The sequence below is a fragment of the Frankia sp. Mgl5 genome (assembly GCF_023242985.1).
Classification (GTDB): domain Bacteria; phylum Actinomycetota; class Actinomycetes; order Frankiales; family Frankiaceae; genus Parafrankia; species Parafrankia soli.
Window position 1 is genome coordinate 17012 of the sequence record NZ_JALKFY010000007.1, and the last position, 18720, is coordinate 35731.

General features: G+C 73.9%; 15 protein-coding genes. 3 read left to right on the forward strand and 12 right to left on the reverse strand.

Annotated features, from left to right (window positions below):
* Positions 1–129 precede the first annotated feature (129 nt).
* Positions 130–2829, reverse strand: coding sequence for a Tex family protein (locus MXD62_RS05040; RefSeq protein WP_248828265.1), 2700 nt, complete (start codon positions 2827–2829; stop codon positions 130–132).
* Positions 2830–3265: 436 nt separating this feature from the next.
* On the opposite strand from MXD62_RS05040, the gene MXD62_RS05045 reads away from it, so the two are divergent.
* Positions 3266–4303, forward strand: a complete 1038-nt coding sequence (locus MXD62_RS05045) for a sensor histidine kinase (RefSeq protein WP_248828266.1) — start codon at positions 3266–3268, stop codon at positions 4301–4303.
* 54 nt (positions 4304–4357) lie between these two features.
* Here MXD62_RS05045 and MXD62_RS05050 read toward each other — a convergent pair whose 3' ends face one another.
* A complete protein-coding gene (locus tag MXD62_RS05050) occupies positions 4358–4807 on the reverse strand; it encodes an SRPBCC family protein (RefSeq protein ID WP_020464077.1) in 450 nt (149 codons plus the stop codon).
* 317 nt (positions 4808–5124) lie between these two features.
* Here MXD62_RS05050 and MXD62_RS05055 point away from each other — a divergent pair, with 317 nt between their 5' ends.
* On the forward strand, positions 5125–6468 hold the full coding sequence (locus MXD62_RS05055) for a DUF4407 domain-containing protein (RefSeq protein ID WP_248828267.1): 1344 nt from the start codon (positions 5125–5127) through the stop codon (positions 6466–6468).
* Here MXD62_RS05055 and MXD62_RS05060 read toward each other — a convergent pair whose 3' ends face one another.
* From MXD62_RS05060 to MXD62_RS05105, 10 genes are all read right to left on the reverse strand, one after another.
* Complete coding sequence (locus MXD62_RS05060) at positions 6469–6987, reverse strand: DUF3618 domain-containing protein (protein WP_248828268.1); 519 nt, start codon at positions 6985–6987, stop codon at positions 6469–6471. It abuts the gene before it with no gap.
* A gap of 164 nt (positions 6988–7151) precedes the next feature.
* Entirely contained in the window at positions 7152–7733 is a 582-nt protein-coding gene (locus MXD62_RS05065; protein WP_248828269.1) for a phage holin family protein, read from the reverse strand.
* Positions 7734–7871: 138 nt separating this feature from the next.
* Positions 7872–8756: an alpha/beta fold hydrolase gene (locus tag MXD62_RS05070; protein ID WP_248828270.1), complete on the reverse strand. Its 885-nt coding sequence runs from the start codon at positions 8754–8756 to the stop codon at positions 7872–7874.
* Positions 8757–8972: 216 nt separating this feature from the next.
* A complete protein-coding gene (locus MXD62_RS05075; RefSeq protein ID WP_248828271.1) occupies positions 8973–10226 on the reverse strand; it encodes an MSMEG_0565 family glycosyltransferase in 1254 nt (417 codons plus the stop codon).
* A gap of 38 nt (positions 10227–10264) precedes the next feature.
* A complete protein-coding gene (locus MXD62_RS05080; RefSeq protein WP_248828272.1) occupies positions 10265–11821 on the reverse strand; it encodes an NAD(P)-binding protein in 1557 nt (518 codons plus the stop codon).
* Positions 11821–12822 (reverse strand): carbon-nitrogen hydrolase family protein, encoded by a 1002-nt coding sequence (locus MXD62_RS05085; protein ID WP_248828273.1) that lies wholly within the window; start codon positions 12820–12822, stop codon positions 11821–11823. Before MXD62_RS05085 ends, MXD62_RS05080 begins: the two co-directional genes overlap by 1 nt.
* On the reverse strand, positions 12819–14279 hold the full coding sequence (locus tag MXD62_RS05090; protein ID WP_071059817.1) for an MSMEG_0567/sll0787 family protein: 1461 nt from the start codon (positions 14277–14279) through the stop codon (positions 12819–12821). The genes MXD62_RS05085 and MXD62_RS05090 overlap by 4 nt, the downstream gene beginning before the upstream one ends.
* A 5-nt stretch (positions 14280–14284) precedes the next feature.
* On the reverse strand, positions 14285–15490 hold the full coding sequence (locus tag MXD62_RS05095; RefSeq protein ID WP_248828274.1) for an MSMEG_0568 family radical SAM protein: 1206 nt from the start codon (positions 15488–15490) through the stop codon (positions 14285–14287).
* 437 nt (positions 15491–15927) lie between these two features.
* On the reverse strand, positions 15928–16437 hold the full coding sequence (locus MXD62_RS05100; protein WP_248828275.1) for an MSMEG_0572/Sll0783 family nitrogen starvation response protein: 510 nt from the start codon (positions 16435–16437) through the stop codon (positions 15928–15930).
* 80 nt (positions 16438–16517) lie between these two features.
* Positions 16518–17381: an amidohydrolase family protein gene (locus MXD62_RS05105; RefSeq protein ID WP_248828276.1), complete on the reverse strand. Its 864-nt coding sequence runs from the start codon at positions 17379–17381 to the stop codon at positions 16518–16520.
* A gap of 206 nt (positions 17382–17587) precedes the next feature.
* Between MXD62_RS05105 and MXD62_RS05110 the strand changes: the two genes are divergently transcribed.
* Entirely contained in the window at positions 17588–18319 is a 732-nt protein-coding gene (locus MXD62_RS05110) for a metallophosphoesterase (protein WP_248828277.1), read from the forward strand.
* Positions 18320–18720 lie beyond the last annotated feature (401 nt).

Genomic DNA, 18720 nt, shown 5'->3' on the forward strand with positions numbered 1-18720 from the left:
GGCCGGCGGGCCCGGCGCAGTTCTCGATGCACGGCCGTGGAGGTGCGATCCACGGCAGTCGAAGTGTGTTGCCTCAGCCACGCCACGCGCCGCTGAGGCAACACACTTCGGAACGAACCCCGGCCGCGGCTATCGGCGCCCGCGGCGGCTGTCCCGGCTGCCGTCCTGCTTTCCGCCGAGGGTGACCTCGTCGCCGGTCACCAGACCGGCGCGGCGCAGCGCGTCGGCGATGGCCCCGTCGGTCCGCCCGCCGCGGTGACCGGCGCCGCGCTGGCCACCGCCGCCACCGCGCTGACCGCCACCCGCGCCACCGGCACCGCCGCGCTGACCCGCACCGCCGCCGCGCTGGCCCGGACCACCGCGCTGGCCGGGGCCGCCCCGCTGCCCCGGACCGCCACGCCCGCCTCCGGGCTGGCCGCCGGCCGGCTGCCCGCCGCCGGCCGCTGCCGCCTGTCGGCCGCCCTGCTGGTCGGCGGGCTGCCCGCCGTCACGCTCCTGGCTCCGGCCGGCGCCACCGGCGCCACCGCGGTTCTGCCCGCCGCGGCCGCCGCGGCCCGCGCGCCGTTCACCGCCCTGGCCACCCTGACCGCTCTGCCCGCCGCCGGCGTCCGCCGCGCCCGGCTCGTCGTCGAGGCGCAGCGTGAGCGAGATCCGCTTGCGCGGAATGTCGACGTCGAGGACCTTCACCCGCACGATGTCCCCGGGCTTGGCGACCTCACGGGGGTCGCTGACGAAGTTCTTCGACATCGCCGAGACGTGGACGAGGCCGTCCTGGTGCACGCCGATGTCGACGAAGGCGCCGAACGCGGCGACGTTGGTCACCACGCCCTCGAGGATCATGCCCGGCACCAGGTCGGCGAGGGTCTCGACGCCCTCGGTGAACTCGGCGGTCTTGAACGCCGGCCGCGGGTCGCGGCCGGGCTTCTCCAGCTCGGCGAGGATGTCGGTCACCGTCGGCAGGCCGACCGTGTCGTCGACGAACTCGGTGGGCTTGAGCGAGCGCAGTGTCTTCGTGTCGCCGATCAGCGCGCGCAGGTCGCCACCGGTCACCGTCAGGATCCGCCGGACTACCGGGTAGGACTCCGGGTGCACGCTGGAGCTGTCCAGCGGGTCGTCGCCGCCGGTGATGCGCAGGAAGCCGGCGCACTGCTCGAACGCCTTCGGGCCCAGCCGGGCCACGTCCAGCAGCCCCGTCCGCGACCGGAACGGGCCGTTGCTGTCACGGTGGCGGACGATGTTGTCGGCCAGCCCGCCGCTGATGCCGGAGACCCGGGAGAGCAACGGCGCCGAGGCGGTGTTGACGTCCACCCCGACCGCGTTCACACAGTCCTCGACGACGGCGTCCAGGGAGGACGACATCCTGGCCTCGGCCAGGTCGTGCTGGTACTGGCCGACCCCGATCGACTTCGGGTCGATCTTGACGAGCTCGGCGAGCGGGTCCTGCAGGCGGCGCGCGATGGACACCGCGCCGCGCAGCGAGACGTCCATCGAGGGCAGTTCCTGGGACGCGTAGGCGGAGGCGGAGTACACGGAGGCACCGGCCTCCGACACCATCACCTTGGTCAGCTTCAGCTCGGGATGCCGGCGGATCAGGTCGTCGGCCAGCTTGTCGGTCTCCCGGGAGGCCGTCCCGTTGCCGATGGCGATCAGCTCGACGCCGTGCTCGGCGGACAGCCGGGCCAGCGAGGCCAGCGAGTCGTCCCAGCGGCGGGCCGGGACGTGCGGGTAGATCGTGTCGGTGGCGACGACCTTCCCGGTCGCGTCGACGACCGCCACCTTGACGCCGGTGCGGAACCCCGGGTCGAGGCCCATGGTGCGCCGCTGCCCGGCGGGGGCGGCGAGCAGCAGGTCACGCAGGTTCGCCGCGAACACGCGCACCGCGGTGTCCTCGGCGGACGTCCACAGCCGCATGCGGAGGTCGACGCCGAGATGGACCAGGACCCGCGTCCGCCACGCCCAGCGCACCGCGTCGAGCAGCCAGCGGTCGGCCGGCTGGCCGGCGTCGGCGATGTCGAAACGCTCGGCGATGCGCCGCTCGTAGTCGGTGGGGCCGGGGACCGGGGGCTCGGCCGGGTCGGCGGGCGCGTCCGGCTCCAGGGTGAGGTCGAGGATCTCCTCCTTCTCGCCGCGGAACATCGCGAGGATCCGGTGGGACGGCAGCTTCGTGAACGGTTCGGCGAAGTCGAAGTAGTCGGCGAACTTCGCGCCGTCGGACTCCTTGCCCTCGCGGACCCGGCTGACGAGATAACCACGGGACCACATCTGCTCGCGCAGGGCACCGATCAGGTCGGCGTCCTCCGCGAAGCGCTCCACCAGGATGGCGCGGGCACCCTCGAGCGCGGCCGTGGCGTCCGCGACGCCCTTCTCGGCGTCGACGTAGCGCTCCGCCTCCGCCCGGGGGTCGAGCGAGCGGTCGGCCAGCAGCGCGTCCGCGAGCGGCTCCAGCCCGGCCTCACGCGCGATCTGCGCCTTCGTCCGGCGCTTCGGCTTGTAGGGGAGGTAGATGTCCTCGAGGCGGGCCTTGGTGTCGGCGGCCATGATCTGCGCCTCGAGGGCGTCGTCCAGCTTGCCCTGGCTCCGGATGGACTCCAGGATCGCCGCCCGCCGCTCCGCCAGCTCCCGCAGGTACCGCAGCCGCTCCTCCAGGGTTCGCAGCTGCGCGTCGTCGAGGGCGCCGGTCACCTCCTTGCGGTACCGGGCGATGAACGGCACTGTCGCACCGCCGTCGAGCAGGTCGATCGCCGAGGCCACCTGCCCCTCGCGCACGCCCAGCTCCGCGGCGATCCGCGCCTGGACAGACACCGTCTCCGAGACGGACACCGTCGTCACGATCCGCAACCGCCTTTGCCTGTGTGCTCATCGTCCCCACGGTTCGGACCCGGGGGTTGGTACTCCCGATAATCCCTCTCGTCAGATCTCCGGTGCCGGTCGGGGTGAGCCCCGGTGCCGGTCCGGACGCCCGCGTGGCCCCGCCGCGGCGCTGGTCGCCCGCCCGGATGTCGTGCCTGCCGGGGACACCCGCCGGGCGGTCCGTCCGCCGGTGCCCAGGCTCTTTAGCGCAATACGGTGTTCTTCCGTCGACATACCATGTCATGGTGTTTCGGATTGGCCTGTCACGTTCTGTGCGGGGCTCACGACGTCGCAGCTCGGGCCGGGTGGACCTGGAGCCGCGATGACGGCGCCCCGGCGGCGGTCCGGGTCATGATTGATCGAATTCGGGGGGGACACCGTGAGGGACGCCCACGGGCCGGAAGTCGGTCCAGCCGTGGCATTCGTTCACGAGGCGCTCGTCCACCGCGGCCCGGCCGGTTTCCTGGCCGGCGCGGTGGAATTCGTCCGGGCCGGTGTCCAGCGTGACGAGGCCGTCCTGGTCGCGGTCACGCCCGCCAACGCCGGGCTGCTGCGGTCAGTGCTGGGCTCGATCGTGTCGAAGATCTCCTTCCTGGACATCACCGAATTCGGGCGAAATCCGGGCCGGGTCATTCCGGCCTGGTCGGCCTTTCTGGACGAGGCCCGGGCCCGGGGAACCCGTGCACGTGGCCTCGGCGAGCTGGTCTGGGCCGGGCGGAGCCCGGCGGAGATAGCCGAGTGCCACCACTGCGAATCACTGGCCAATCTGGCCTTCGGGGCATCGTCCGGGCTGCGGCTACGCTGTGCCTACGACGCGGCCACGCTACCGGCACCGGTGGTGGACGCCGCGTGGCGGACCCATCCGCGGGTGCTGGGCGACGGCGCGGCCCGCGGCGGCGCCCCGTACCGCGCCGCGCCCGACCCGCTGCTCGGCCGCACCCGGGCACCGGCGTCCGCGCCGCTGGGGCCGGGGGTGCCGGAGGCGTTCGAGATGGGGCTGCCGGCGCCCGCGGTGGCCGGCCGGGCGGTCGTCAGCCTGCGCTTCACCGGGCGGGACGTGTCTGCCGCGCGGCGCGTGGCGGTCGGCCGGGCCCGAGAGGTCGGTATGCCCGACAGCCGGGTCGACGACCTGAGGCTGGCCATCCACGAGATCGTCACCAACAGCGTGCGCCACGGCGGCGGGATCGGCCGGCTGCGTATCTGGGTGGAGGGGCCGACCCTGATCTGCGAGGTCGCCGACCGCGGCCGGGTGCTCGACCCGCTGGTCGGCCAGCGGATCCCGGAGCTGGACTCCGAGGGCGGCCGGGGGCTGTGGCTGGCCCATCAGCTCTGTGACCTCGTCCAGCTCCGCTCCTCGCCGGTCGGCACCGTGGTCCGCCTGCATATCGCGATCCGGTGCGCGGCGCCCGTCCGCGGCACCGCCGAGGACGGCACGGCGGCCGAGGCCGGGTAGCCCGGCCCCGGGCCCGGCCGCGGCCCCGGGCCCGGTCGTGGGGAGATCGCCTGGTCAGGCCGGCGGGCGCAGCCGGGTCTCCAGTCCGTCCAGGACGGCGTTGCTCAGCTTGCGGATGCCGATCGGGGCGAAGGTCTTCTCGAAGAACCCGCCGACCCCGCTCGCGCCGTCCCAGGTGGTCAGCGCGGTGACCGTGCTGCCGCCGGCGCCGGCCGCGCGCACCTGCCAGCGGGTGCGCAGGGAGGAGCGCTGGTCGGCCTCCAGCAGGCTGCCCGCGGCGGGGGCGGTGACCACCGCGTCCACGTCGCGGACGCGCTTGCGGGTGGCGTGCAGCCGGTAGGTGATCCGGGTGCCGGGGCCCTCCCCGCCCTCGACCACCTTGTAGTCGGTGATCATTTCCGGCCACAACTCGGCCCGCGTCCCCGCGTAGTCGGCCAGCAGCGCCAGCACCCGCTCCGGCGGGCCGCCGACGATTCGTTCCACCTCGACACTGATCTGCGCCATCGTTCACTCCGTCCAAACTCGGCCCGGCCGGCGCCGGCACCTCCGCCGAAAACGAGACTATCCCGGGCACGACAAATCCGGTTGGCCGCCCCACCGGGCCGCCGCTCTCAGCCATGAATTGTGGGGACGGCGGCCGGGAGATAACGTTGCCGCGCTGCCCGGGGGTGTCACCGGCGGCGCCAGATCTGCCCGGCAAAATGCTGCGCGAATCTGTGAAGTACCGGTTGGACGGGGGTCCTGTGTCAGATTCACCGCAGACTTCCGAACATTCCCGCGAACGACCGCGCCGTCCTGGCCCGGTACGGGCTTTCGGGGACATGCTGGCATTCTTCGCCGGTGCGCAGGCGAAATTCCTCCCGCCGACGGAGCGCGCCCGTTTCGTCACGGCCGGCGCGCTGATGCTTCTGACAGCGGCACTTGCCACCTGTGCGGGGGCGACGGTGGTGGCCCTCGGGTTCGGTATCGGGACCCTCCAGGCGCTGCCGTTCGGCATCTTCTACGCGCTGTTCATCTTCTTCATCGACCGGTCCGTCCTGCTGACCCAGACCCCGTACCGCTATGGCGCGGACGGCGGTGTGGAAACCGGCCGGGCTGGATTCTCCGTGGCGGTCCGCGTGTTCATCGCGGTGTGCGCGGCGGTAATCGTCGGGGAGACGGTACTGCTCCGGATCTTCGAGTCCTCGATCGCGAGCCGGGTCGCCGAGATACAGCAGGAGGACGCCGGGCACCTACTCGCCGGGTGGGACGCGAACCAGGAGAGCGAGCTCGCCGCCCGCACGGCTGATCTCGCGGCGAAACAGAAAGGCCTCGACGCCGCCGACGATCTCGTCGAGGCGAAGACGGCGGAGGTGAACTGCCAGCTCACCGGTGGCCAGTCCGGCGATGGCCAGTCCGGCGGTGGCCCGGCCTGCCTGGGCGGGGCCGGCCCGGTCTACCAGATCAAGCTGGCCGAGCTGGCCGCGGCCACCGCCGCCGTCACCGACGCCACTCGGCTGCGCGACGCCGCCCAACGTGATCTTGACGAGTTTCGGGCTGCGCAGAAGGCCAGGCGCTCCGACTTCGCGGCCACGGTGCAGACCACGACGGGCGCGGCCGACGACCTGCTGATGCGGGAGAAGGCGTTCTGGCGGCTGACCACCGAGGACCGCTCCGTCCTGGTGTGGCGCCTGTTGCTGATGTTGCTCCTGCTCGGCATCGACCTCGCCCCGCTGCTGTTCAAGCGTGGTCTGGACCGCACCTCCTACCGGCAGCGCGAGCGCCTCGAGCGCTGGCGGGACGAGACCTCCGTCGAGGTCGACGCGCTGCAGGTCGGGCACACCGCCCGCGAGCGCCGCGACCTGGCCCCGGTGGTCGCGGCGCGTCTCGCCGGGCGCTGGGAGGACTACCTGCTGCGCCGTGACGGCGTCGAGACCGCCGTGCGCTGGACGGCCGACACGGCGCAGGCGCGCCTCGCCGAGGAGGAGATCAGCGCAGACCAGGAGTCGCGGCTGCGTGAGCTGCGGCGCCGGCACGGCATCGTCGCCGTGCCGCGCGTCCTGACCTCCGACGCGGAGCCGTCCACCCCGGCTGTCACCACCGGTTCGGCCGCGGCAGCCTCAGCCGCAACCGGATCGCCGGTGGCCACCGGCCCGGCGGTGCCGGCGCCGCCGGAACCGTCGTGATCAGATGTCGCCGGCGCGGCGCCGCCGCCGGCGGCGGCGGGCGACCAGGGCGGCCACGACGCCCAGGACCGCCGCTCCGCCCGCGGCCGAGCCGGCCGCGCGCGGGTTCTCCCGCGCCCGGTCACGCCCGGCCGTGACGAGCGCCCCCGCCTTCGCCCGCCCCGCGGTGGCCGTCTGCGTCGCCTTCTCCCGACCGATGGTGACCGCGCTGCCGGCGGTCGCCGTGGTCCGATGGAGGGCATCCGCCACCTGCGGGTGGGCGTCGAGCTGGCGGTGGGCCGTCTCCTGCGCCACGGCGGCCGCGTGCCCGGCGCTCCCGCGCGCCCGGAGGGTCGCCTCGTCGAGCTTCGGCTTCAGCGCGCTGCCGGCCCCCGCGACCTTCTCCTTCACCCCGGCGGCGGTGCGCCCGGCGACCTTGTGCGGGCTGACGCGGTCGGAGAGCTCGTCGAGGTCATGGCCGAGCTGGGCGCGGGTCGCCTCGATATCGGCCCGGATCTCATCAGGTGTTGTGCTGGTCACGCGCGCCTTCCTTTCGGCCTGGACGTCGGCTCGGCCTGGACGTCGGCCTGGGACGTCTTCCGTCGCTGGTCGGTGATAGCGGTTGGGGTGGGCTCAGCGCCGGCGGATCGGTACCGGCGATCGGTACCGGTGGGATCAGTGCCGGTGGGATCAGCGCCGGCGGATCAGTGCCGGCGGCTCTGCGCCCACTGGACGTCCTCGCGCAGCGTCTCGACTGTCTGCGTCGGCGCCGGGTGCACGTTGCGGACCGTGCTGCGGCCGCGCAGGGCGAGGACGGCGGCGACCGCGGCGAGCACCACTCCGACGATCAGCGCGGCCCAGCCCAGTGCCATGACCTCGCCCAGCCCGAACATCACCGCGAGCAGGACGAAGAGCAGCGCGAAGTAGCCGGCCCCGCCGGCTCCGGCGAACATCCCCGCGCCCTTGCCGGCCTTCGTGGCCTCCTCGCGCAGCTCGGCCTTGGCGAGCGCGATCTCCTGGCGGAACAGGGTGGAGACGTCCGTCGCGACGTCGGAGACGAGGCGGCCGGTTGAGGTCGGCCGCGGCTCCGTCGCCGTGGCGGGGGCCGACGGCGTGATCCGCGACGATGTGGTCTGCACCGTGGCATCGGGCGGAAGGCCCGGGATGCCGGCCTGGTCGGCGGGGACGCCGTCCGGAGATGCCGGGACGTCTCCCGGGGCGACCGGGAGGTCGGTGGGGGGTGCTGGGGCCGACGTCGTGGGCTGGCGGGTGAAAGTGCTGGTCATGCCGTCTCCTCCTCGACCGGACCTGACCCCGCCCTCCGGCGGTGTCCATTCGGATCGGTGTAGACCCGGATGCCCGCCCGACCTCGGATTAACCGTGGATGTGGCGGAGAGTGGCAACCCGCGCCGCCGGCCGGCCCGCTAGTCGGCGCGCTCCTGCGGGGACGAGTGCTCCCAGTCGGCCAGGATGGTGCGGATCCCGGTGACCAGCATCAGCGGCTGGTCGAGCATCACGTGGTGCCCCGCGAGCGGGATCTCGATGACCGGCGCGACCCGGCCGAGCAGGTTGTACATCAGCTCGCCGATGTCCGGGGTGACCAGCCCGTTCTCGGCGCGGAACAGCGCGACCCGGCAGTGGACCTTGCGCAGGACCTCGGGGGACGGCGTCCGGTTGCCGAACACGTTCGGGTCGAACTTCCACGTCCAGCCACCGAGCATCGCGCCGATGGAGTTCCGGGCGATGTGGTCGATGATGTAGGGAAGGCTGTTCGGCTGCTCGGGGACGGTGCGGAACCGTGCCAACGCGTCGGCCGCCGTCGCGTACACCCGCAGGGGGCCGAAGGCCGTCCGCTCGCGGGCGGCGCGCTCCTCCGGGGTCGACTCCTTCACCGGCGAGTCGACGACGACGATGCCGGCGACGCGGTCCGGGTACTCGGCGGCCGTCGTGATGGTCACCCAGCCGCCCATGCTGTGCCCGATGATGATCGGCGGGGACGTGATCCCGGCGTGGTCGATCACCGCCACGACCTCGGATGCCCACGTGCTCAGCGAGTACTCCTCGCGGCGCCCGCTGTCACCGTGGCCCGACAGGTCCAGAGCCACCACCCGGTACTCGGCCGGGATCAGCGGCGCGATGTGGTCCCACCAGCCCGCGTGGGCCGCGCCGCCGTGCACCAGCACGATTGCGGGACCGTCGATCCGCCCCCAGCACCGGTAGCTGATGATCGTCCCGTCGACCTCGGTCTCCAGCCGCTCGGGACGAGTATCGATGGCGGCCTCGTACCAGGCCGGTGCTTCGTCATACATCTATGTCTGCCGTTCGGCTCGTCGTTGTGGTTCTCGGCGACCGCCGCATCCTCGATGAAACACCGTGGACGCGGTGCGGCCGGGGTCCATCGGCGCGGTGACTCATTCGTCGGATTTCCGACTCGCCGCGGCGGACGGAGCAGAGTCGATTCGGCACCCTGTGGGACCGTCCGGACCGGATCCGGGTCTGGGGTGTCGCTTTCCGTCATTAAGTTCTTACAATGAGATGGATGATTTATCTGTGATGACGCTGATTCGGCGCGTCGGCCGTCCGGTGACCTGTGTTCTGATCAGTTCGCGGTAAAGGGCGACATGCCGGTCGGCCGCGGTCGCCCAGCTGTACCCTCGCGCGACCGCCCGCCCGGCCGCCACCCGCGGATGTCCGGCGCCCGCTCCCGCCCGCGGCTGCTCGGCGCCCGCGGCCGGCCGCCGTTCCGCGGAGTCGAGGAACGCCTCCAGCGCGGCCGCGAACTCGGTCGGCGTCGAGGCGAAGCGCACCGCGTCCCCGGCCGCGGCCAGCACCTCGCGTAGCACCGGCAGGTCACGGGTGACGACCGGGACACCCGCGGCCAGCGCCTCCAGCGCGGCCAGCCCGAACCCCTCCTTCGCGGACGGGAACGCGAAGACGTTCGCCGCCGCGACCAGGGCGGGCAGCTCCTCGTGGGCCACCGGCCCGAGGATGACGGGCTCGACGCCGAGTTGCGCGGCCCGGGCCAGCGCCTGCTCGCGGTACCCGCGGTAGTCGAACAGGGTCTCCCCACCGGCGACGACGAGGGAGACCGGCGTCACCCGCTCCCGCAGCAGCGCGAACGCCTCGACCAGGTCGGCGGTCCCCTTGCGCGGCTCGATCCCGCCGACGGCGAGCACGTACCGGCCGAGCCGGGCACGCCAGCGCCCGCGGGCCGCGCGGGCGGGAGCCTCCGGGCCGGCAGCCGCGGTGAAGCGGGCCGCGTCGACACCGTTCGGGATCACCGTCGCGGTGATCCCCCAGCCGGCGGCCAGCTCGGCCGCGACGGCCGCCGACACGCACACGTGCGCGTACGGCCGGCGCAGTGCCCGCTCATGGCAGGCGACGAGCTCGGGGGTGGTGAAGGTGTCCAGGTGGTGGACAGTGCGGACGCAGTCGGCCACGGCGTTCGCGGCGATGCAGTCCTGGGCGTGCACGATGTCGTACCCGCCGGGAAACGCCTCGAAGGCATCCCGGAGGACGGAGATCGAGCGCAGAATGCGCTCCCCGACCGTCTCGTCGGCGACCTCCGGGAACGGCACCGCCACCACCTCGACCGCCGGGTCGACCGGGCGGAAGAAGCCGGTGTCCCCGCCGCGGGCCAGCGTCCACAGGCTGACGCGGTGCCCGGCGCGCGCCAGTGCCTCGGCCAGTGCGAGGGTGGCCACCACCCCGCCGCGGGGCCGGGTGGAGTAGGTCAGCAGCGCCACCGAGAGCGGGCCGCCCGCCGCGTTCCCGCTCACCGGGGCTTCACCGTCCCCCCGCTCACCGTCACCCCCGCTCACCGGGGCTCCGGGGCACCGACCCGGGCGAGCGCGTCGGTGGCCAGCCCGACCAGGTCGTCGTGGCTCGGCCCGGGCACGCCCGCGGGCCGCCAGCCCGTCGCCAGGATCTCGCGGACCCGCGCGGCGAACCCCGACTCGCCCAGCACGTCGGACGGGGTGGCGAGCAGGTTCTGCAGCCGGGTGAACCGGTGCCAGATCTCCGGGTCGCGGCGCGCGGCGAGGTAGGCCTCGCCGTTCGTGACGCCGGCCGGCCGCGCGGCGCCCGCACCGCCGGCCGGGGCCGCCGGCCAGGGCGTGTAGCCGGTCGGCGGCGCGCCCTCGGCGGGCTCGGCACCCCGCGCCTGCGGCACGATCGGCTGCTCGGGACGCCAGCGCAGCAGCCGGGCCGCGTCCTGGGCGCACGAGTCCTCGAACCACGGCGCGAGCTCCGCCCGCATCGACTCGTCCAGGGCGAGCGCCCGCTCGGCGGGGTCACGCAGCCCGCTCGCGACCTCCGTCAGCCGGACGGCGCCGAGCACGGCGAGTGAGACCCCGCGGGTGTGCGCGGGATTGGTGATGACCGCCGCGTCACCGATCGCCAGCAGCCCGAGCACGCCCGGACGCCCGTCCGCGACCAGCGGCCGCAGCCGGTTGGTCAGGTGCGACATCGCGGTGACCGGCGAGACCGGCCGCACGTTCCCGGGGTCCAGCCACGGGACGAACATCTCGATGGACCGCACCGCCGCGTCGAACGCCGCGCCGTGCCGAAGCACCCGGATGCCGGTGTCCTCGGGGAGCACGCCGAAGGTCATCGAGAAACTGTCGCCGTCGGCTGGGAACATCAGGCAGGAGTAGCGGTCGAAGGAGGCGCCGGTGGTGTGACCGCGGTTGAGCGCGATGTCCGGTGCTGGGCCGCTACGCCGGTAGTAGCGCGAGTAGTAGGCGATGCCGCAGTCGGCCTCGGCCGGCGCCGGCAGGTCGGCGCCCGCGTTGGCCAGCCACCGTCGCACGGGCGAGAGCCGCCCCGCGGCGTCGACGACGAGGTCGGCGTCACGGCTGGAGCCGTCAGCCAACCGCACGCCACGGACCCGCACCGGCCCGCGCGAGAACGCGGGCCCCGCCGGGGCGGGATCGGTTTCGATGCGCAGGCCGACGACGCGTGTCCCCGAGCGAACGGTCACACCGGGCTGCGTGGCGACGACCTCGCGCAGCACCCAGTCCAGCACCGCCCGCCGGCACCCGAGGACGACGAGCTCGTCGTCGGCCGGCGCGGGGCCGGTCAGCGTCGGCGGCGCGTGCTCGGCGAGCCGGACCTCGAGCGCGCCCGCGGCGCGCAGCGCGGCGAGGACGTCCGGGGCGTGCTCGGCCAGCAGCGACCGGCAGCGGGCCAGGAAGGCGTGCGAGTGCCAGGTCTGCGTCGCGCCCGGCCGGCGCCAGTCGTCGATGCCGGCCAGGTCGCCGGGCCGGTCGTCGACGTCCCGTTCGAGCACGTCGACCCGCCAGCCGCGGCGCGCGAGCAGCAGGCCCGCGGTCAGGCCGGCCGCCCCCGCGCCGATGATGATCGCGTTGGGCATCAGTGCGCCGGTCCCGCGGGCTGGGACGGGCGAGATCCGTGCTCGGCCGTGGGCCGGGGGGCCGCCGGGCGGGCGGCCCGCCGCGGGTCGTAGGGCTCACCGGCGAGCAGGCACTGCTTCTCGTAGCTCGGGCCGCGGCGGTCCCGCAGGTGGTTCAGGCCGCTGCGGGCCGCCCGCAGCGCCGCGGTGACGTCGACCGTCGCGACGGCCGTCCCCGCGCCCGTGCCGGTCGAGGCGAGCACGGAGCCGTCCGGATGGACGATCTTCGCGTTGCCGACGAAGCGCAGCGAGCCGAACGTGCCGGCCTGGTTGGACGAGACCCACACGACCTGGTTCTCCAACGCGCGCACCTGGTCGTAGAGGTCGAAGCGGTGCCGCCACCTGTCCGCGGCGAGGTCGTCGGCCGCGTGGGTACGCGAGGCCGGCCAGGCCGACAGGCAGGCGATGATGTCCGCGCCGGCGAGCGCCAGGCTACGCCCGGACTCGGGGAACGCCTTGTCGTAACAGATCATCATCCCCATCCGGCCGAGTGGGCTGTCGAACGCGGTGAAGGAACGGCCGGCCTCGTAGGCGAGGGACTCGCCGAGCGGCTGGTGGACCTTGCGATGCCGGCCGAGGACGCCATCACCGTGCACACACACCGCACTGTTGTACCGGTACCGCCCGTCACGCTCCGCGTATCCCGCGCAGACCACCATATCCCCGGCGATCGCCGCCAGCCGGGTGATCTCCGGACCGTCCGGATCGAGGGCGGGTGGCCCCCCGCGCGGGGCCAGATCGTCCCCGCGCGGGGGCAGCGCCCGCAGGTAGCCGCCGAGCGCCCCCTCGGGCAGCACGAGGAGATCCACCCCGCGCCGCCGGGCCCCGTCGACCAGCCGGCTGATCGCCGCGAGGCATTCGTCCAGGTCACGGGTGAACGGCGCGGTCACCGCGGCGATCGTCACCGCGCGGGAGGCCGGCTCCGGCCCCCCGCGCGCGCCATCCCCGCGGTCCGCGCTCACGCGTGGCCCAGCCCTGTCACATGGCCGGACAGCGCCGGGGTCAGCACACCGTCCGGCCAGCGCAGGGTCACTCCCGTCCCGTTGAGCAGCCGGCCGCAGCGCTGCGACGTCGCCGGGCTCGGCGCGGGAACGGGGCGGTCGTCGACGTCGGCGGTGAGCATCGCGTAACCGGGGAAGCAGGTGAGCCAGTCACCGACGGTGGCGCCCGCCGGCCGGGGGACCGCGGCCACGTCCAGCTCGGCGGCGCACCCGCTCGCCTCGGCGAGCATGCCGAGCGTGCCGACGATCCCGACCATGCTGACGTCCTTCGCCGCGCACGGGCGGTGCCGGCGCGGCAGGTCCAGCAGCGCGCGCAGCTCCGCCGTCCGGCGGTTGGACGTCGAGTCCCACTGCCGGCCGGAGTACCCGGGGCGCCAGTCACCGCCCAGGTCGGCGGTCAGGGTCACCGCGTGCCCCGGCAGGCCGCCGCCGGCGGGGATCGGCCGTTCGGAGCGGCCCAGCGCCGTCACCGACAGCGCGGCCGCCACCCCGAGCTGGGTGTGACCGCCCAGGATCGGCACGCCGTAGCGCTCCGCCGCCGCCCGCAGCCCGCCGATCACCCGGGCGACCCGGGACGCCGTCGGGCCGGCCACCGCGTCGAGCATGCCCACCGGCCGGGCGCCCATCGCCGCCAGATCGTTGAGGTTGACCAGCACGCCGCACCAGCCGGCCCAGTACGGGTCGCGTTCGACCATCGACGGCACGATCGCGTCGCAGGCCGCGACGACGTCCGTGCCGGGCACCGGTGCCCCGTCGTCACCGACGAACCCGGGGCCGCCGGGGCGCATCCCGGCCAGCAGGGTCGCCAGCGGGGCCTTGATCGAGGCCGCCACCGCCGCCAGCCGGTTGATGGGCCAGCGCATGAGCACGTGCGGGCGGCCGGCGACCGTGGTCGTCCCGGCGATCATCCAGCCGAGCCGGCCGAAGAAGCGGGCGCGGTCGGGCTGCACCGCGGCGTCGAAGCGCAGCACCCCCTCGTTCTCGGCGCGCGCGCACGCCGCCCGGACCAGCGCGGCACCGACCCCCGCGTAGCGCCCGCGGGCGGCCGCCGCGACGACGAGCCGGCCGCCCTGCCAGGCGCCGATGTCCTCGCCGCGCCAGATCGGCGCCAGCCGCACCCCGCCGATCACCGTGCCGTCATCCGGCCCGCCGACGACCCGTGCGACCAGGACGATGCTGCGCGGGTCGCTGTCGACCTCGTCCAGATCGCCGGCCACGGTCGCGGAGAACAGGCCCTGCTCGTCGACGAAGACCTCCCGCCGCAGACGGGCGTAGGCGGTGAAGGTGGCCAGGTCCTCGGCCTGCTCGACGCGGTACGGCGGCTGGCCCGCCAGCGCCCGGCGATCACCCCAGATCGCCAGTGTGTCCACGGTGCGGTGTCGGATCGGCGTGTGCCCCCCGGACAACAGACTGGACATCACGATCACCCCCCGGCCTGGGGCAGGGCCGAGCACGCCCCGCAGGCCGCGCAGCCCGCGCCCTGGTCCGCGCCGCGCATGCCGGCCGCGCGCAGCTCGGCGGCGACGCGGGCCGTCACATCCGCGACGAGGGCGGGCTCGGGTGCCCGCGCCCCGTCACGCTCGGCGAGCGTGCCCGCCATCGGGCGGAACGGGACCACGAACGGGTACACGCCCATCGCGATGAGCCGGCGGGCGCCGGCGACCAGCTCGTCCGGATCCTCGCCGAGCCCGATCAGCAGGTATGTCGACACCCGGTTGCGGCCGAACACCCGGACGGCCTCGGCCCAGGCCCGCTCGTACCGCTCCACCGAGACGGTGGCCTTGCCGGGCGTCCAGCGCTGCCGGACGGCCTCGTCCAGCGACTCGATGTGAATGCCGATCGTGCTCGCCCCGGCCGCGCGCAGCTCACCGATGAACGCGGGGTCGGCCGGCGGCTCGCACTGCACCTGGACGGGCAGCCCCGGGACGGCGTCCGTCACCGCCCGCACGCACTCGGCGAGCAGCGCGGCACCGCGGTCCGGGCCGGCGGTGCTGCCGGTGGTCATCACCATCTGGCGCACCCCGTCGAGCCGCACGGCGGCCAGCGCCACCTCAGCGAGCTGCCCGGGGGTCTTGAGCCGGGTGGTCGCCCCGGCCCGCAGCGACTCCTCGATCGCGCAGAACCGGCAGCGCTCCGGCTCCCGGTACCGCACACACGTCTGCAGCACCGTCGTGGCCAGGACGTCCGCGCCGTGCAGCCGGGCGAGCTGGGAGTAGGGGACGCCGTCGGCGGTGCTCAGGTCGTAGAAGCGCGGCCGGCGCACCGGCCTGGCCTCGATGCCGAGATCGACACCGTCGAGCAGCAGCCGGCCGGCGTCGACGGAGTACGGGCTGCTGGGGATGATCGGCAGGGCCAGTCCCCGGCCCGCGACGACGACGTGGCCGTCGTCGCTCGGACCGGCGCCGCCGCGGCGGCGCACCGGGGTGGCGACGCGCACCCCGCGGACGGCGACGGCGCTGCGGACCGCGAGGTCGAGTCCGCCCGACGGGCGGGCGCCCACGGGGGCCAGGGGACCGCCCGCCCGTTCGGGCCGGTCAGATGCTTCGCCGAGCCAGCCCGCGGCCTCGGCCCACACGGGGGCCTCGGCTCCGTCATCAGGCCGGCGTTCGGCCGCCGGACCGTTTCTCATCTGTGTCTCCCGTCGGGAATCCGCGCCCGGCCCGGTCGCGGGTGGGGCAGCGCCTGTGGGCCTGGGCGGGAGATCGGGGTGGAGATATCGGGGTGGAGACATTCGAAGGCACCTGAAGTTCCGAGGCATCTGAGGTTCGGAGGCATCTGAGGTGCCGGCCGGCGCGCGGACGCGCGCGGGAGCCCATGCCTGCGGGGCCCGTGTCCGCGGGGCCCGGTACGCCGAGGTGCCGGGTACTGGCGAGGTGCGGAGGTGTCGCGATGCTTGTGGCTGGGGTGCGGTGTGGCTGGGGTGCGGTGTGGCCGGACGCCGGTGCGTCCGGCACCGGACGTCCCGGCTCCGGGCGGGCAGATGGCGGCCGCCCGCGGTGATCGGAGCCCGCGGTGACCGCAGCCCGCGGTGCGGAGCCGGGAGCGTCTGGAGCCGGATGCGGGGCGTCAGAGCATGTACGTCGAGTTCACGATCGCGCCCTTGCGGGTGTAATGGATGACACAGTCCTGGATGTCGAGCGGGTGCGCGGGGATGACGCCCTCGATGAGGTCCTCCTCGCGCAGGCCGTGCAGGGAGAGCCCGAACCGGCAGACGTAGACCTTGCCGCCCTCCTTGATGAAGGTCTCGATCTGGGCGTTGATGTTGTGCTCGCCGGCGAACGCGGAGTCGCCGGTGTGCGGGAACCCGCGGGTGGCCATGCAGTTCATCGCGCCGGGCCCGTAGAAGTAGATGACGGACTCGAAGCCCTTGCGCAGTGCCCGGGTGGCTTGGAGGATCGCGACGAAGCTCACCGACGACTCGTGCGCGATGCCGTGGACGAGCGTCAGGTAGGACTCGCCGTCCTCGGCCTGGTAGTCGGGAAAGAGCTTCGTCGAGCCGTACAGGTTGCTCCCAGGCGGCAGCGAGGGGTGCGGAACCTCGGTAAGGCTCTGGCGCTCCAGCTCCGTCAGCTCCATGCGTGCTCCTGTCTCGGTCTCCGTGTGTCTCAATCTGGCGGTTGTGATCGACTACTTACATTTTGACCGCTCGACGGTTACTAAGTAGTCGCTGGGTGTGGTCGCGGTGTCCGTTCGCGCAGATACAGATCGCGGAAGTTCTCCGCGAGGACCCTCCGAGCGAGCTCCGGGTCGCCGATGGCACCGGTGAGCCGGGCGAGCTCGCCCTCGTGGTCGCTCCACGGCTCGTCGCTGGCGAACAGCAGCCGGTCGTGGCCGAGGCCACGGCGGGCCACCTCCGCCGCGAACCACCGCGGAGCGAAGCCGACCGCCCAGCTCGCGTCGGTGTAGACCCGGCGCCCGGCGGCGACCCAGTCGAAGAAGCGACCGCCGATCAGCTTGATGTGCCCACTCGCGCCACCGCCCAGATGGACCAGATGGACGGCGACCTCGGCCGCGTAGTCGTCGACCAGTGTGCCCATCCGGTCGACGTCGGCGGCACCCCCGGGCGAGGTGTGGACGTGCACGACGAGGTCGTGCGCGCGGGCGACGGCGAAGATCCGGTCCAGCCGGCTCCGGCAGGCCGGGTCGGTGACGTCCCCGCCCAACAGGAAGCTGAGCTTGAGGGCGACCACGCCCCGCTCGCCCGCCAGTGCCAGCGCGCGCTCGGTGGCCTCGGTGTCCTCGGGCCGCGCCGAGACCCACAGGCCGGCCAGGATCCGCTCGTCCACCTGGGCCGCCTCGACACAGAGCTCGTTGAACCCGAAGGCGACCGATGGCTTCGGCACGCCGTAGTTCGGGATCACCACGGCCGCGGACGTCCGCTCGGCGTCCAGGTCCGCGCGCAGCTGCGCGATCGTCGCCCGGGCGCGGACGTCGGGGACCACCGGCGGTCCACCGTAATAGGGGTGGGCCGGTAGCACCCCGAGATGTCGATGCGCATCGTGTACGTCCGGTCGCGGCACGGTGGCAGTGAAGCACCCTGGTGTTTCCCGTGTGTGGCCAACGTGACAACCCGGTCGCGCCACTGGCTCTTTTGGTCCCTTGGCCGCCCTGGCCTGGTCCTGTGGTGACCCCTCCGGGTAGTCGGAGCCGTTCCTCTGTCCACTCGATGTGATCTTTCTGTTGATCGCGCCGTCCAGGCTCCCGCCTGCGGAGCAAGCTGGATGGCATGCGGTACGCGGTCATGGCCGACCTGCACGGAAAACGCAAGGCCCTGCGGCGGGTCCTCGCCGCCGCCGACGAGGTCGGTGTCGACGAGGTGGTCTGCCTGGGTGACTACCTGGAGGCCAAGGTGCCCATGCGCCGGCACGATCCAGGGCGGTTCTGGCCGCTCGACGAGGTCGTCGATCCCGACCCCAAACTGTGGGCCGAGCTCGCCGACCTGCGGCGCATCCTGGGCAACCAGGAGGAACGGATCCGGGACCTGCTCGCTCCGGAGCAGGTGCCGGAGCTGCTGGCACCGCTGCTGTCCGGGGTGTCGATGACCCATGTGGACTGCGCGGTCGGGATGCACGGCCACCAGATCGGCTGGGATGTCGATCCGGGCTCGGGCTCGTTCTCCCCCCGCGCCCGCGACGTGCCGGCCGTCCCGCTGGTGCTGGTGGGGCACACCCACCACCGGGCCGTCTTCGAGATCCGCTGGAGCGCCGAGCCCGAGCCCGAGCGCGAACCCGAGTCCAGGGCCGAGAGCGGTCGGGCCGGGGAGCCGCGGTTCCCCGGCGCCGGGCGGTCCGGAGCGGTCCGATCCGTCCCGGTGGTCTCCGGGGTGCCGGTGCCGGTACGCGTCGCGGGGCCCGATCCGGTCACCGTCGTGGTGAACGTGGGCCCGGCGATCGGGCGGCCCTCCAACTGGCTGTTCTTCGACGCGGATCGCGGCGAGGTCGTCTTCGAGGAGGCGTGAGCCCGCCGCCGGGCCACGGCTCGGGCCAGGGTTGGGACTTTAGTCCTGTCGCGTCCGACATCTGGGGGTCGTAAAGTGGATAGAAGTCCCGGCGAGCTCCGCACTCCCTGCGTTCCCCCCGTACGCAAGGAGCCGCGTGGCCGCCGGGACTTCTTCTTCCCCCGTGCCGAATGTCGGTGGCATGCCGATGGAACCCGTCGCCGGGCATTGTTCCGCATCCGCGCGCGCTGCCCCGGGTGTGGCCCGGAGCGCGCAGCCGATCTCATCCCCGCCGCGTCCCGCACTGGCCGTGAGCGCTCAGCCTCGTCGTGCTACCGGCCGTCTGTGGGCGTATGCCGGGCGGGTGGGTGGCAACTCGGCGCCTGCCAGCCGGATGCCTGTTAGGCAGATGTCCGGGCGGT

Excerpts from the sequence above, each read along its gene's own strand:
- MXD62_RS05090 (WP_071059817.1), bottom strand. The coding sequence starts at position 14,279 with ATGTCCAGTCTGTTGTCCGGGGGGCACACGCCGATCCGACACCGCACC.
- MXD62_RS05100 (WP_248828275.1), bottom strand. The coding sequence starts at position 16,437 with ATGGAGCTGACGGAGCTGGAGCGCCAGAGCCTTACCGAGGTTCCGCAC.
- MXD62_RS05055 (WP_248828267.1), top strand. The coding sequence starts at position 5,125 with ATGCTGGCATTCTTCGCCGGTGCGCAGGCGAAATTCCTCCCGCCGACG.
- MXD62_RS05095 (WP_248828274.1), bottom strand. The coding sequence starts at position 15,490 with ATGAGAAACGGTCCGGCGGCCGAACGCCGGCCTGATGACGGAGCCGAG.
- MXD62_RS05065 (WP_248828269.1), bottom strand. The coding sequence starts at position 7,733 with ATGACCAGCACTTTCACCCGCCAGCCCACGACGTCGGCCCCAGCACCC.
- MXD62_RS05070 (WP_248828270.1), bottom strand. The coding sequence starts at position 8,756 with ATGTATGACGAAGCACCGGCCTGGTACGAGGCCGCCATCGATACTCGT.
- MXD62_RS05050 (WP_020464077.1), bottom strand. The coding sequence starts at position 4,807 with ATGGCGCAGATCAGTGTCGAGGTGGAACGAATCGTCGGCGGCCCGCCG.
- MXD62_RS05110 (WP_248828277.1), top strand. The coding sequence starts at position 17,588 with ATGCGGTACGCGGTCATGGCCGACCTGCACGGAAAACGCAAGGCCCTG.
- MXD62_RS05080 (WP_248828272.1), bottom strand. The coding sequence starts at position 11,821 with ATGCCCAACGCGATCATCATCGGCGCGGGGGCGGCCGGCCTGACCGCG.